This window comes from Agarivorans sp. Alg241-V36, from assembly GCF_900537085.1.
In the GTDB taxonomy this organism is placed as follows: Bacteria; Pseudomonadota; Gammaproteobacteria; order Enterobacterales; family Celerinatantimonadaceae; genus Agarivorans.
This window is the reverse complement of record NZ_UNRE01000001.1, coordinates 195,991-209,739: the sequence shown is the minus strand read 5'-3', so window position 1 is coordinate 209,739 and position 13,749 is coordinate 195,991. Positions and strand designations below refer to the sequence as shown.

The window sequence follows — 13,749 nt, the reverse complement described above, 5'->3', positions numbered from 1 at the left end:
ATTAAATAACACTATCAATATGCTCTATACTGATTAAGTTATTAATACTCAAGGATGACTTTCATGCTCAAGTCTATGTCGATTCGCAAAAAATTGTTTGTACTGCCACTATTGCTTGCAGCCGCGATGATGGGAGAAGTTATCCTTGTCACTAGCTCATTAAAGCAGAATCATGACGACGCACAAATTGTAAATATTGCTGGCCGTCAACGCATGCTAACTAAGAAGTTCTCGGCAGAAGAGCTTTATCGAAGCCAGCTTCAAGACCAACAGTTTCCAGCGATTCTTAGTGCCGATAACACCGTAGAGCTCTACGAAGCATCGCTTAGCGCGCTAATTCGCGGCGGTCAAACCTACGCCGACTTAGGCCTCAAAAAGCCAATTAACTTACCCAAGCCGACTCACCAGCCGTTTATTGATCAGCTTAGTCAAGTTGAACAGCTATGGAACCAGCAGCTTGCCGCCGCAGCCAAACTAGAAGCTGATCCTTCTGGTGCCAATGCTAAGGCCTTTTTAGAAATTAACCACAAAAGCATGGCTTCAATGAACAAAGCCGTGCTCCTTTATGCCGACTACGCCGAGCTCAAGCTAAATACCCTAGTAAACAACAGCATTGGCCTCGCAGTAATCATGGTATTACTAGCCTCATTAGCCGCATGGCTGGTGATAAGAGACACCACTCAACCAATTAACCTACTGGTGGCAATTAGCCGCAAAATTAGCCGCGGCGATTTAAGATCGTCTTCCGAACTCACCAATATAATCAGTAAAAACGAGATAGGCATGCTGGCTCATCACATCGAGTTAATGCGTGAATCCTTGCAAGAAGCACTTAACGAGATTCAACAAGCCTCTAGCAGCATTAGCCTATCGTCGACTCAAGTATCAGAGCTTTCAAGTCAAATTAGCCAAGCTAACCGCGCCGAACAACAGCGCTTCGGCAATATGTATGAGAACTCTCAAGCGTTAGAAGAATCTACCGGTAGGCTCAGCGAAATTGCTGCCGAAACTCTCACCATGGTCACCCAATGCAATCAGCTATCAACTAATGCCTCCAAGCTAGTGGGTGAAAACATCACCATGATGAGCACCACCTCAGAAGAAACCGTTAAAACTAGCAGCTTTATTCAAGACCTAAGCAATACCGCCGAGCAAGTTTACGGCATTGTTGACGCTATTCGCGCCATTTCAGAGCAAACCAACTTGTTGGCGCTTAACGCCGCTATTGAAGCCGCCCGCGCCGGTGAGCAAGGCCGAGGCTTTGCAGTGGTAGCTGACGAAGTACGTAGCCTTGCAGCAAGAACCGGCAGCTCTACCAATGAAATAGCCAAATTAATTACCCAATTAACCGAAGGGGTTCAACAAGTTGTAAACAGCATGGGTGAAGTAACAGAAAAAGTTGAGCAAAGCCGCGAAACCTCTAAACAAACTGAGCAAGGCATATTAGAAGTTACCGACAAAATTCAATTGGTGGCTCAAGCCCAGCAAAGCATTGACGAGCAGGTTGATCAGCAAAATCAACAATTAGATATGCTTAAAGAAACCCAAACCGAGCTCCAGCGAATTATTGAAGACAGCCATAACAAGTCAGAAACCTCATCACTGGTTGCCGGTCAATTAGCAAAAGTGTCCAATAACGTCACCGATTTATTGCAGCGGTTTTCTATCGAAGCCTCACTTAAGGCTAACACCAAGGATGCTGATGAAAAACGCCATCACCCTCGCGTACCAACCGGCCTGCACTTTTCCTTAAACCAAGGCCACCAGCAAGCTCAAGGCCTAACCAAAGACATTAGTATGGGCGGCGTGAAACTGGTGGTGCCAGGCAGCATGCACCTAAACAGCAAACAGCCGATTGTGCTCAAGCTGTCTTATTTACATAAGGGCAGCAACAAGCAGTTTGATATTGCTGGTCAAGTGATTGACCAAACCAAGGACGAAACCGAAAACTCACAGCTTCACATTCGCTTTGAGAAACCCAATGCAGAGCAGAGCCGAGCACTAGAAGAGATTTTTGAAGAACACGGCTTACAATCCAACTTTAATAGTCACACCAGCAAACAACGCTATATCGACCCACACACCAACGCAGTGCAATACAGCTCGTAGCTTTTATCAAGAGCTCTTCTCTTGGTAGCCAGAACAAAAAAGCCAAGCCTTACTGTAATAGTAATAGACTTGGCTTTTTGTCGAAAGTCTATCTACAACGGCAACTTATCTACAAAGGCAGCACACTTAAGTGATTGTCCCACTGCCACTGGGTTTGCTTTCGTAGCAGTTGATTAGCTGCCTGGATGAGCTGGCCTTGGCCAGTGGAAGCAAACCACGAATGTTGATCGGCTGCCAAACCACACACATCATCAATTTGCATAAGCTGTTCAAGCTCTCGAGTTTTTTCCGACCATACCGCCAATTTAGCCCCCCGAGGAGAGCTGGCAATCAGCTTGCCATTGCTACTTACCACACTGCCAATATATTGATTAAACAGCGGCCAATAATCAGCGTCGAGCTCCAAAGCTTGGCATTGCTCATTACCTTTGTGAGAGTAGATCAGCGAGGTAATTTCTTGTTCGGGGTTTTGACCTTGGCAGGCCAACCAAAGCGTATCGCTCACCTCGGAATAACTTAAATGGCGAATGCTTAATTGCGGATTACTTAACTCGCGGCGCTGTAACAAATTGCCGTTACGGCTATCTAGATACAACAAAGCCGGCTGCATGGTCTCTAAGTTACGTTTTTCTCGCCCTTGAGTATGAATACCGCCAACTGCAATTGCCAAACGCTGCTGAGGCAATACTAGCAATTGATGAGGCCCCAAGCCCCCCAACGGCCATTGCTCGCTTAACTGCCACTGCGCCTCGAGCTTACGATAGACCAGCACCATTCCTTCGCTAGTAGCGCTAATTCCTGCTGTAACATATAGTAAAGAAGCATCTTCGGAGAAGGCGGCATGCCCGTAAAAATGCATGTTTTTTGGTGGAGAAAGCTGCTGAATAATTTGGCCAGTTTCTGCTGCAAACAACACAATGTATTGGCCAGGTCGACGCGCAACGCAAGCTGCTACGCCCTTGTTAGCGTTAGCTAAAGCTACATGATGACCACGAGCAGGCAAAGCGATTTGATAACGTAATTCACCCTGCATATTCATCGCGGCCACATAGTGCTTACCAGCTTGCTTGGCACAGCCAATAAGCAAGGCGCTGTTGGCTTGGCTTAACTCTTCCGCCAAATCCAAGCCTTTAGCTAAGCTAGGTAAGCTTAGGCAACCCGCGGCAGCGCTTAAACCCAGCAGCTGCAACAAAGCTTGCCTGCGAGTAAACTCAGTCGCCATCGTTATTGTTAAAGCCTAACTCTATAGAAAGCGCTTGAGGAATTTGGTTGGCAAACAAACTATCTAGCTTGGCTAAATGCGGTTCTGCTTGCTGCCAAACCGCCAGTTTAGCTTTTTCATCACTGGGTTCTTGGCTTGGCATTAGTGGAATTAAGGCTGCAAATTGCTCACTCACTTGCTTTGCTAACTTGCTGTCTTCACTGGCTAAAAAGGGCGCTAAACCTTGTTGGTAACGCGCTTGTAATAGGCTCAGCTGCTCTGCCAATAACTGCGCGCTAATATTAGCGCGCCACGCCTCTCCTTGATAAGGGCGCAAACGTGAATGCTTGGCAGAATACATGGCGCGGTACTTACGCAGCATAATACTGGTTTGCAGTCGGTAGCTATTTAGTACATCGCTGCGAAGCTGCTCTACTTTCAGCTTTTCCAGTTCAGCGCTTTGTAGCCCGCTACTCACTTGCTCGGTGGCACTCACATAACGGCTCACTGCACCGGGCAATAATGAACAACGCTGCTGATCGCTTAGGCTTTCAAACAACAGGTATTCTTGCACTCGCAAGTTACTGTGGGTATCGCTTAAAGGCATGGGTGCGTTAGACAAAGCCGCTTTAACTTTACGACCCGTTGTGTCCTTTTTATCAGGCCAATAACTAATCGCCCAGTTAAGCTTAAGATCAACCAAGGGACCCAATGCGCTAGATTGCAGCGGCAAATAGGCTAAATAGTTTTGCTGCCATAAACGCTGGCTCGTTAGCAGGGCTTCTGAGCTTGGTTTTGCACAATAGCTCTCTATCTGTTGCTGGTAATTGCGCGCCTGCTCCAGCAACTGGGTACTGGTATTGGCAATGGTTTGCTTCTCTTGATCTAACCACTGAGTTTGAGAGACATTAGCGCTAGCGCAGCTTAAGCCCATTACGCTTAGCACGCCCATGGTTAGGCCGCGCAAAAACTGCTTGTTCATACCTTGTCCTTACAATGAATTAACAAAAGCCACCAGCGCATCTCGCTGAGCGTTACTTAAATTAGCAAAGGCTTGTTTGGCTGGCTCGGCTTCGCCACCATGCCACACAATTGCCTCGGTGACATTACGTGCGCGCCCGTCATGTAGCAATTGGCTATGACCAACTACTGTTTCGGTAAGCCCTACTCCCCAAAGCGGTGGGGTGCGCCACTGCTGGCCATTAGCTAAGTATTCGCTGCGGCCATCGGCAAGTTCTGGGCCCATGTCATGCAGTAGCATGTCGGTGTAGGGGTAAATAACTTGTTCACTTAATGCTGGTAAGCCTTCACGCTTTGCCGTGGTAAAGCTGCGTTTATGGCAACTATCACAACTTACTTGGCTAAACAGTTTATCACCCAGTTCCACTTGCTCAGCATCGTCAATCCGTCGCTTAGGCACTGCTAAATGCCGAGTATAAAACTCTACAAAGCCAAGCAGTTTATCGCTGACCTCTGAGCCATCTGGGTCAACGCCAGAGGTTGCGCTTAAACAGTCTTGCTGCGCTGCAGTACAGTGATCTTTAGTGAACATTAAACTGGTGATACCAATGTCACCATTAAAGGCAGCGGCGTTTTGTTGCATTAAATTAGGTTGCCCAGCTTTCCAACCAAATCGGCCAAGGTTAAAGGCTTGCAGCTGTACATCCCACACTTGGTTGGCGACACCGCGAATACCATCATTATTGCTATCTTCAGGGTCTGCATTAGCCAAGATATCTGCTGCGCTAATGCTCTCCAGCAAACCTAAACCAATCATCGGAGTGGCAATACGTGGAGAGAACAACGTATCGGGGTGCATATCACCATAGCCTAGCTGGTCAACAATCAGCTCTGGGTCACGCAATACAATGCTACTGCCGTCGGCAAAGCTAAAGGTTTTATCGCTATAAGCGAAACGTACTCGCGCTTCCGGTGCAACGCCAGCAATGGCTTGGTCTTGAATTTGTCCGCCATAGGTTGGCTCTGGCACAACGCCATTTTGCGCTTCTACAGCTTGCTGTTCTTTAGTCACGGCTGGAATGCTAATTCGCACCAACATAGATACCGCATTGCTGGCCCCCACTGGTGCAGGATGGCCACGGCCATCTTTTAAGTGACAGTTTTGACAACCATTGGTATTAAATAGCGGGCCTAAGCCATCTCGCGCAATGGTGGTGGCTGGTGCCACAACCCAGGGGTTACGAAAGAAACTATTACCGGTGCTAAAGTTTAAACGGCCTTCAAAATCTAAGTTAGCGGCGGGTAAAGAAAAGGCATTGGCGTCAATTCGGGTAGTGGTGGTATCGCCGCCCGGTTTCTTGGGGTTGGCGAATACCAGCGAGCTAGCGGCAACAGCCAAAGTAATAGTTATTGTTTTTATTAGCTTAAATTTCACTCTCACTCTCTCCATAGAATGGGACTTCAGAAACCACAAAAGGGAGCCTAAGCTCCCTTGTCTGTGCCGACAAAATATTAGAACTGGTGATCGGCAGTATCAGGGTTTAGGTTCTCGATACCTAATACTTTAGCGCTAGCTTCAATAGCACGGGTTTGCTCAACTAAGGCTAAGATAGTGCCGTTAATTAGTGCGTGACCATCGCTATTGCTAGCAGCAATGAGTTGGTCGAAGTATACGCCTTGTTGCTCCGCGCTCGCTACCAATTTTGCTGTTTCTGCCATAGATTGCTCAAACATCTTTTTGTTGTTTTTGGCAACACTTGGGTCTTTTTGGGCAACCAACTCAGCCAAGCTAGGACCCGTTAAAGTTGAACCGTCTAAGCGCTCAAAACTACCAAAGTAAACGTTGCTAATACCTTGGTTATTGTAGAAGTGAGAGTTATGGGTATTGTCACTGAAACAATCGTGCTCATCTTCAGTTGAGTTAGCTTCTAAAGCTACCTTCATACGCTCACCCGCTAACTCACCTAAAGACAAGCTGCCCATGCCAAACATCATACGACGCAAGGCTTGCTCACTTGGTTCGGCAGTTAGCTGTTGCTGGTATTCACCACCTTTAGCCCACTGTTTGCTCATCCAAGATAAATCGTCAACCAGCAATTGCGTTACAGCTGCTAGGTAAGCAGCGCGGCGCTCACAGTTGCCATTAGTACAGGCATCGCCTTTAGCAAAATCGGTGTAAGCACGTTCACCTGCACCCGCTTTAGTGCCGTGCAGATCTTGGCCCCACAATAAAAACTCTACGGCGTGGTAGCCGGTAGCAACGTTAGCTTCTGAGCCTGCTAGCTCATTTAAAGAGGCCAATAGCTCTGGTGTAATGTTGCTTAAATCAAGCTTCTCTTCACCCATTTGTAGGCTAGTGTTAGCCACAATGTTTGCAGTAGCGCCAGGGTTACCCAGCTCATATTGGTAGTCAGTGGCTACGTAGTCGATTAAACCTTCATCTAAAGGCCAGGCATTTAACTGCCCTTCCCAATCGTCAACAATAGGGTTACCAAAACGGAATACTTCACTTTGTTGGTAGAATACGCGGGCTACTTTCCATGCTTCTTTAGCCGCTAATAAACTTTTTTCTGAAGGTGCATCAATCAGCTGCTGAGTAGCTTGTTGCAAGCTTAACGCGCTGCTGTGCGAATCACTAAATACTGCGTGAGCCAAGTCTGCGTAATGCTCTACTACTTGCTCTTGTTTAACATCAGCAAACGATGCGTTTGCTAATAATACTGTTGAACCTACTACTACTTTGAATAAGCGCATTGCCATCCCTTTCAAAACTCACATGATAATTGTTCTCATTATCTTTATCGTTAAGATTAAGTAAACAAAAATATGACATTTTGAGAAAATTAGTAAAAATAGGCCTTACTTAACAAAGCACATAATCACCATATTGATGTAATTAAGTTGTCATATAATTCTCGTTAAATACCCGCGCATGAGAAATTCACGCTCAGCTGAGCAGGAAGTTTTGCCAAGCCTTATTGAACTTATTGGCAGAGATTCCCGTTCTAATTGCTTAGTTCACACACTTAATTGAGGGTAAAGAGAGAGTATGAGCACGCTTAATGGAAAGCAGTTTTGGAAAGCATTACGCAAAAAAGGTATTCCACCTTCGGTATTTGCCATGAAAGCCAATTGTTCGTTAAACAGTGTCTATAACTTAAAAGAGCGCAACCAAATCCCAGAAAAGTTTGCCTTGGTATTAGATAGAATAAATTAAAGAAATGAGGCGAGTTAATCAGTGCCCAGATTAACTCGCTAGCTTAGGCAATGTGCTTGCCTAAACAACCTTAAAGACTGCCGTTTTACTTACACCGCTGCGGTTACCGACATTTCCACCAGTATCTCTTCTCGCGCCATATGCGCTTGCACACAAGCCCGTGCTGGCGGCGTTACATCGGCGACCCAGGCGTCCCACACCTTATTCATTTCGGCAAAATCATCCATGGTGCGTACGTAAATTGTCACGCTAAGTAATTTAGACTTGTCGGAGCCCACTGTTGCCAATAGTTCTTCTACTTTTTCTATGGTGGTACGGGTTTGTTCGGCAATACCTTGGGTGGTGTCTTTTGCTACTTGGCCACACAAATAAACGGTGGCTTTATAGTTGCTCAAAGTTATTGTTGCGGCGGCTGAACGAGCATTTAACCTGTTTCTCACTTCACCTTTTAAAGCCCAATTTCATGACTCTGAGAAACACCGATTAAGGCGAGCGCTCTACTAGATTCCAGGGTTATATTGAATTAATGGCTTACGCTATAAAACGCTAATAAGGCTTAAATAATAGGCAAAGATACTAAACAAAATACATAAGTTAAATGAAACGAAACAAGTCAACTTTTCGTTAACGGGAGAATTTTTTTATACAGCGCGATCTTCCCCGATTTAGTATTAATCTGTCTTTGAAAAGAAAACCGCATTAAGGAAAAACACATTAATACTATTATTATCAATAAATAATTACTTAAAAATCATAACTTTGTTACTATCCAAATATTCCACGGATGGGATAAATAGATTTGTAGTATTTTAAATGCGAGTTATTTACCCCCGTCTGTGTATCCGTTTGTTTATACATAAAAGGAGTTATTGTGAAAACAATCCACAGTATCATCGTTAGCGGTGTAGTGCTCTCTGTGGCTATTAGCGCTATCGTCTTACTAGGCAACGAATCGCAAGAGCAACCAATTAGCCAAACCAAACCTCATAGCGAAGTGCCACCTGCGTCACCAGTAGACGAAGTAGATGCACCCCCATCGCCGCCTTCTTCTTCAGCTTTAGTACAAAGCATACCGGTAGTCAGTGCGTCACCAGATACCGTATTTTCACAACCCGAGCCACCCACAATTGCGCCAGATGCGTATGAAACTTGGAGCACTATCGAGCGTGTACCTGCACAGTATCAAGACATTGCCCAGCAAGATGTCGATCGTCGCTATTTAAGCTATCAGGGCGGTCCGTTAAAACATAAAGTATTAGGTGACAAGCTTGAGATCAAGATTCCCCATACGGGCGCAGAATACAACGCTCACATTGTCGACATTATTGAAGATAAAGACGGCGACCGCACCATTACCAGTGAACTAATAGGCGAAGATGGCTTAACTTACACCGTAACCATGACCGTAAGCGGTTCTGCCTTGTACGCCATTATTGGTACCCCTAACGACGTATACGAAATGCAAGGTCACCTCGGTGAAGGATGGATTGTGGCATCAACTTCCGGCTTACATATGGTTGACTGGAGCCTGCCTGACACCGTATCAACTCGCACAGAGAAAACACCTATTCCAACTAGCGGCGACGAGTAACAGAACCCAATTCTTACGTTAAAACAAGGACCGTTTAAAATGAAAACTCTATTTAAAAAGGCTAAGCAAATAAGCGCAGGCTTAGCCTTAGCTGTTATCGCTGCGGCGGTGTCGAGTACAGTACATGCCATTGAAACTGTTGATTTAATGATTCTTTACTCAAAAGAATTACAAACCGCTCAAAAAGGATCTGCTGAAGCTTACGTTAAAAACTTTGTGGCCAATGCCAATAATGCCTATAAAACCAGCAATATAGATATTCAACTGCGCCTTGTTCACTTACAAGAATTCAATTTTGAAGGTGGTGAAAAAGCAACACAAAGCTCTTTTTACACCTTCCAAAATAACAGCGAAGTACGCAGTATGCGCGCTAAATACGGTGCAGATTTAGTCAGCTATGTTTCCGTATTCGGTAACGGGATTTGTGGTAAAGCGGATTTACCCTTTGGCAATGGAAAGGGCCGCTTAGAAAACTCAAGAAATGAAGTCTTTTCTATTGTTGCCAACTACCCATGTGGAGCAATGACTTTTGCTCACGAGCTTGGGCATAACATGGGTTTGTACCATTCTCGTAGACAAAGTGGTGTAGGGGTGGCGTACGATTTCGGCTTAGGTCATGGCGTAGATTATCAATTTGCCACGCTGATGAGCTACCCTACCTATTTTGGCATTACAACTCGAGTAAACCGTTTTTCTAACCCAGAGCAAACGTGCCCGGGTGGCTCGCCATGCGGCTCTGCTCACGCAAACGAAGATAGTGCCGATGCTGCCTACGCGGTTAATTCTGTCGCGGACCAGCTTTCTGGATATATGCCAACAGTGGTAGACCAAGGTATTGACGTAGGAGATGGTGATAATGGTGGCGGACAAGTATGTAACGCTCCCTCTACCCCCCGCCAGCTTACTGCTAGCAACATAGACGTATCATCTTACACCCTTAGTTGGGGTGCCGTAACCGGAGCCAGCGAATACCAAGTGCAGCGTAAGGCCGCTAGCACATCTAACTGGGTAAATTATCAATCAACTAGCAGTACCTCGCTAACCATTAGCGGTGAACAAGGTGATGAAGCCTACGCTCGCGTAATTGCTAAAAGTGATTGCGGTAAACAAAGTGCAGCATCAACAACACTGACCACTCAACTAAAAGTTGATATCGGTAACCCCGGAACAGGCGGCCCTGGCGAATGTACTAGCTTAACAACACCCAATAAACCGGTTGCCAGCAATGTGACTAACTCATCTTTCACATTAAGCTGGACCGCTGTAAATGGTGCCGACTCTTACCAAGTACAACTCTGGAATGGGTCAAACAGTACTTGGATAAATAAGCAAGAAGTAACTGGCGCAAGCATTAATGTAACCGGAGTAACGGCCCAAACCTCGTACTACCGAGTAATTGCAAAAAAAGCCTGTGGAACCCAAAGTACGGCATCTCAATGGATAAGCGTTGAACTTAGTGCAGACACAGGCCCTGGCGATCAATGTGATATTCCTGCAGCTCCCGCTAAACCAGTAGCAAGCAAGGTTACGTCAAACAGTTACACACTGACTTGGGCACCTGCTGCAAATTCTGAAAGTTACCAAGTTCAACACTGGGATTCAGACGCCTCATCATGGAGTAACTTTACTAAAACGTCTTCTACAACAGCCAACATTACAAATGTAACGGAGCCCGTATCTAATGCCCGAGTAATTGGCATTAATAGCTGTGGCACGCTAGGTGAAGCTTCAGAAGCCGTATATGTTCAAATGGAAACAAGCACCCCTGGTAACCCAGGCAATGGCGGCGGTAATGGTGAAGCTAACCTTATTGAAAACGGTGATTTTGAATCGGGTAACGTACAGTATTGGCAAGGCGGCTATTATGGAGACATCCGAAGTTCAACCACCAGCCACAGTGGTAGCTATAGCTTAAAAGTACGCCAACGCACCAACTGGTACGACGGAGCGATGCAAAATATCACCAATCGTATCACCTCTGGGGGCACTTACGATTTTAGTGCGTGGATACGTATGAATTCAGGTTCAGCTGAGTTACAAATGTTGATTTACTACACTGCTGGTGGCGTAAGTCAGTGGTCGGATTCAATTAAAGTGAATGTAGGTAACAACTGGACTCAGATGAAAGGTAGTGTGCCTTTATCTGCAGCTCAAGGCTCAATTACCAAAGCCGAACTTTACATTCTTGGTGAAAACTCTAGAACCCCTACTACTCCCTTTTATGTTGATGACGTAACCTTTAGCAAACGTTAACCTCAACAAATAAGGACTACATAATAATGGCGACCTAGGTCGCCATTATTAATACCAATTATCACGTTAAGCCCCCTCAAAACACAGCCTTTCACTTTGATTAAGCCAGCTAGTCACTTATGTAATAATTGACTTGGCAAACCATTATGTAGGGAAAGATGTACTAACAGGCAAACGTATTTCACCTGCTGTTGAACTTGCCCACGTAAATCCCGAAGCAGGCATAGGTCAACTTACATTTACACCGCTGCGGTTACCGACATTTCAACCAGTATCTCTTCTCGCGCCATATGCGCTTGCACACAAGCCCGTGCTGGCGGCGTTACATCGGCTACCCAGGCATCCCACACTTTATTCATTTCGGCAAAATCATCCATGGTGCGTACGTAAATCGTCACGCTAAGTAATTTAGACTTGTCGGAGCCCACCGTTGCCAATAATTCTTCTACTTTCTCAATGGTGGTGCGGGTTTGATCGGCAATGCCTTGGGTGGTGTCTTTTGCTACTTGGCCACATAGGTAAACGGTGTTGTTATGCACCACCGCACGGCTCATTCGCGCTTTGCTCTCAAAATGTTGAATAGACATAGTTACTCCTTATAAAAAAGGCTAGCACTGCTAGCCTTTGCCTACGTTTATCTTAGCGCTTAACGCGCCAAAGACAGTGGATAATTACGTTGTTCAGCTAGCTGCTCCGCTAAGTTTAATACCTGCTGATACGCTAAGCCTTGTGTGCTCTGTAGGGTATTAAGATCGCCGCAAGCAGCCGGGCTAAGTAGGCCCAGCTCACGTATGTTCTCAATAATCTGCTCGGCAGCACTCAGGGCCGAAGAAAATTTTACAATTTCAGTGCGGGCATAATGCGCTTTATCAAAGGATACACTGGCTGCCCGCAAACTTGGGTCACTGCCGGGAATTTGTTGAGCACCAAACAAAGGCCTGCCAGCAACTTCAGCATTACTAAAACTAGGCAGGTAACGCGACATATGTTTTACCGCCTCGGCGGTGCGCTGCTCTACCTCTTCGCTTTGCCAACCTTGAGTTAACTTACGGCTTAAAGTTGGGTTTAGCTCAGGCTGGGCGCTACTCTGGCTAGAACTTACCAAGCCTCCCTTGAACAGGGTAACTGTGTCGGTCATACCGTGCAGTTGAAATAAACCATCTGGGTAGGGAGTAAGCTGCGCCATGCCGTTTGGCGTGCCACGCTCACCATGCACAATTAGTTCTGGCCAACGCCCTTGCTGGCTAGGCCAATTGGCCAAATAGGCGGCTTTAAACTCCACCATCCGGCTACGGCTTAGTTTGGCCATATCATCAATGCTGCCACTGCGATAACCGCAAGCGTTAATCAGGTAATCCACCTCTACGCTGTGGCTACCTCGCTGGTTGCTATAATCCACCCGCCAACGCGGCGTAGTGCCCTGCAAGAGTTCAATGTGTGTCACCCTAGAGTGAGTAAATACTTGGCAGTTGGCCAAGCGCTCACTGGCCAATTTTACGCTAGCGGCAATGCGTAATAGGCTTAAGCCATATTCTTGCACTTGCACAAAAGGAAACTTAAAGGCCGATAGATCTAAATGTTTGGCAACCGGAATCATCCACTCATCAGGGGTTTGTGGCTGAGAAACGATATCATGCTTGGCCAATTGCTCTAACTGCTCACGGCTATATAGGCGATAGTAGTCATTGGCTGGGCCAAGCTTTTGATTGGCAGAATCTTGCTCTATAAGTTTGGCATAATGCGCTTGTACTTTGCGCAAACGAGGCAACAAAGCTTCTGGCTCGCCGGGGTCGTTAAGCGGCACACTAATTACCGTAGGGCGCTGATTAACCGCATGCGGAAATACTCGCAAGGTATGAATAGATTGCTCAAGCAGCTTAAGGCACTGCTCATCAGAGATTTCTCGATACAGGTTACCACCAGCATGTAAATGACAAGCTGGCGGACCATTCACTAAGCTAGGGCCAGCTTCAAATAGGCTAACCTTGGCGCCAAGCTCAGCCAGCTTAAGGGCTGCTGCGCTACCGGCAATTCCACCACCTACTACGGCGACTTGAGGCGAAACAGATTGGCTCGCCGTCACTGGGTGCGTTTGCATCACTAAAATTTCATCCGCTAGAGAAAAAAACTATAACGCGAATATTCTAACTGTCGATCAATAACAATGAAATACAAATCGGCCTAACAGTGCACAGCTAAGCTTCAGATAAATCGAGAAAAGGGCTAGATGACTAAGTGAATTACTGTTGCGAGGGCTATTGATTACTGAAAAGCTACGACCTGTTTGATGATCACATCCATTCATAAACCCCAAAAGCATTCTAATTTGACTAAGGCTCAACGCCTTTATTCACAGCAAATAATAAAGCCACCGTTACTAAGTAACAGTGGCTCTTTTAGAGTCTATCTTTAGTGTTG

11 protein-coding genes are annotated in these 13,749 nt (G+C 46.0%); 4 read left to right on the top strand and 7 right to left on the bottom strand.

Translation table 11 applies throughout. The features are described from left to right. The first annotated feature begins 63 nt into the window (after positions 1-63). Positions 64-2,109, top strand: coding sequence for a methyl-accepting chemotaxis protein (locus G6R11_RS00980; protein WP_163130491.1), 2,046 nt, complete (start codon positions 64-66; stop codon positions 2,107-2,109). Between the two features lie 109 nt (positions 2,110-2,218). Here the strand turns inward: G6R11_RS00980 and G6R11_RS00975 are convergent, their stop codons facing one another. The 4 genes from G6R11_RS00975 to G6R11_RS00960 all read right to left on the bottom strand — a co-directional run bounded on the left by G6R11_RS00975 (position 2,219) and on the right by G6R11_RS00960 (position 7,024). Beyond that, a complete protein-coding gene (locus G6R11_RS00975) occupies positions 2,219-3,331 on the bottom strand; it encodes a DUF1513 domain-containing protein (protein ID WP_163130488.1) in 1,113 nt (370 codons plus the stop codon). Then, positions 3,321-4,292: an imelysin family protein gene (locus tag G6R11_RS00970; protein ID WP_163130485.1), complete on the bottom strand. Its 972-nt coding sequence runs from the start codon at positions 4,290-4,292 to the stop codon at positions 3,321-3,323. Before G6R11_RS00970 ends, G6R11_RS00975 begins: the two co-directional genes overlap by 11 nt. Before the next feature lie 9 nt (positions 4,293-4,301). Then, entirely contained in the window at positions 4,302-5,705 is a 1,404-nt protein-coding gene (locus G6R11_RS00965; RefSeq protein ID WP_240352371.1) for a di-heme oxidoredictase family protein, read from the bottom strand. 77 nt (positions 5,706-5,782) lie between these two features. Beyond that, positions 5,783-7,024 (bottom strand): imelysin family protein, encoded by a 1,242-nt coding sequence (locus G6R11_RS00960; protein WP_205472523.1) that lies wholly within the window; start codon positions 7,022-7,024, stop codon positions 5,783-5,785. A 295-nt stretch (positions 7,025-7,319) separates the two neighbouring features. Here G6R11_RS00960 and G6R11_RS00955 point away from each other — a divergent pair, with 295 nt between their 5' ends. Continuing rightward, on the top strand, positions 7,320-7,487 hold the full coding sequence (locus tag G6R11_RS00955) for a hypothetical protein (RefSeq protein WP_016403909.1): 168 nt from the start codon (positions 7,320-7,322) through the stop codon (positions 7,485-7,487). A gap of 89 nt (positions 7,488-7,576) precedes the next feature. On the opposite strand, the gene G6R11_RS00950 is transcribed toward G6R11_RS00955, so the two are convergent. Continuing rightward, positions 7,577-7,882, bottom strand: coding sequence for a RidA family protein (locus G6R11_RS00950; protein ID WP_240352370.1), 306 nt, complete (start codon positions 7,880-7,882; stop codon positions 7,577-7,579). 476 nt (positions 7,883-8,358) lie between these two features. Here G6R11_RS00950 and G6R11_RS00945 point away from each other — a divergent pair, with 476 nt between their 5' ends. Both G6R11_RS00945 and G6R11_RS00940 read left to right on the top strand, forming a co-directional pair. Next, positions 8,359-9,078: a hypothetical protein gene (locus G6R11_RS00945; protein ID WP_163130478.1), complete on the top strand. Its 720-nt coding sequence runs from the start codon at positions 8,359-8,361 to the stop codon at positions 9,076-9,078. A gap of 39 nt (positions 9,079-9,117) precedes the next feature. Beyond that, positions 9,118-11,331, top strand: coding sequence for a carbohydrate binding domain-containing protein (locus tag G6R11_RS00940; protein ID WP_163130475.1), 2,214 nt, complete (start codon positions 9,118-9,120; stop codon positions 11,329-11,331). A gap of 239 nt (positions 11,332-11,570) precedes the next feature. On the opposite strand, the gene G6R11_RS00935 is transcribed toward G6R11_RS00940, so the two are convergent. Both G6R11_RS00935 and G6R11_RS00930 read right to left on the bottom strand, forming a co-directional pair. Next, a complete protein-coding gene (locus G6R11_RS00935) occupies positions 11,571-11,918 on the bottom strand; it encodes a RidA family protein (RefSeq protein WP_163130472.1) in 348 nt (115 codons plus the stop codon). 59 nt (positions 11,919-11,977) lie between these two features. Continuing rightward, entirely contained in the window at positions 11,978-13,429 is a 1,452-nt protein-coding gene (locus G6R11_RS00930) for an FAD-dependent oxidoreductase (protein WP_163131856.1), read from the bottom strand. Positions 13,430-13,749 lie beyond the last annotated feature (320 nt).

Excerpts from the sequence above, each read along its gene's own strand:
- G6R11_RS00980 (WP_163130491.1), top strand. The coding sequence starts at position 64 with ATGCTCAAGTCTATGTCGATTCGCAAAAAATTGTTTGTACTGCCACTA.
- G6R11_RS00975 (WP_163130488.1), bottom strand. The coding sequence starts at position 3,331 with ATGGCGACTGAGTTTACTCGCAGGCAAGCTTTGTTGCAGCTGCTGGGT.
- G6R11_RS00970 (WP_163130485.1), bottom strand. The coding sequence starts at position 4,292 with ATGAACAAGCAGTTTTTGCGCGGCCTAACCATGGGCGTGCTAAGCGTA.
- G6R11_RS00960 (WP_205472523.1), bottom strand. The coding sequence starts at position 7,024 with ATGCGCTTATTCAAAGTAGTAGTAGGTTCAACAGTATTATTAGCAAAC.
- G6R11_RS00955 (WP_016403909.1), top strand. The coding sequence starts at position 7,320 with ATGAGCACGCTTAATGGAAAGCAGTTTTGGAAAGCATTACGCAAAAAA.
- G6R11_RS00940 (WP_163130475.1), top strand. The coding sequence starts at position 9,118 with ATGAAAACTCTATTTAAAAAGGCTAAGCAAATAAGCGCAGGCTTAGCC.
- G6R11_RS00935 (WP_163130472.1), bottom strand. The coding sequence starts at position 11,918 with ATGTCTATTCAACATTTTGAGAGCAAAGCGCGAATGAGCCGTGCGGTG.
- G6R11_RS00930 (WP_163131856.1), bottom strand. The coding sequence starts at position 13,429 with ATGCAAACGCACCCAGTGACGGCGAGCCAATCTGTTTCGCCTCAAGTC.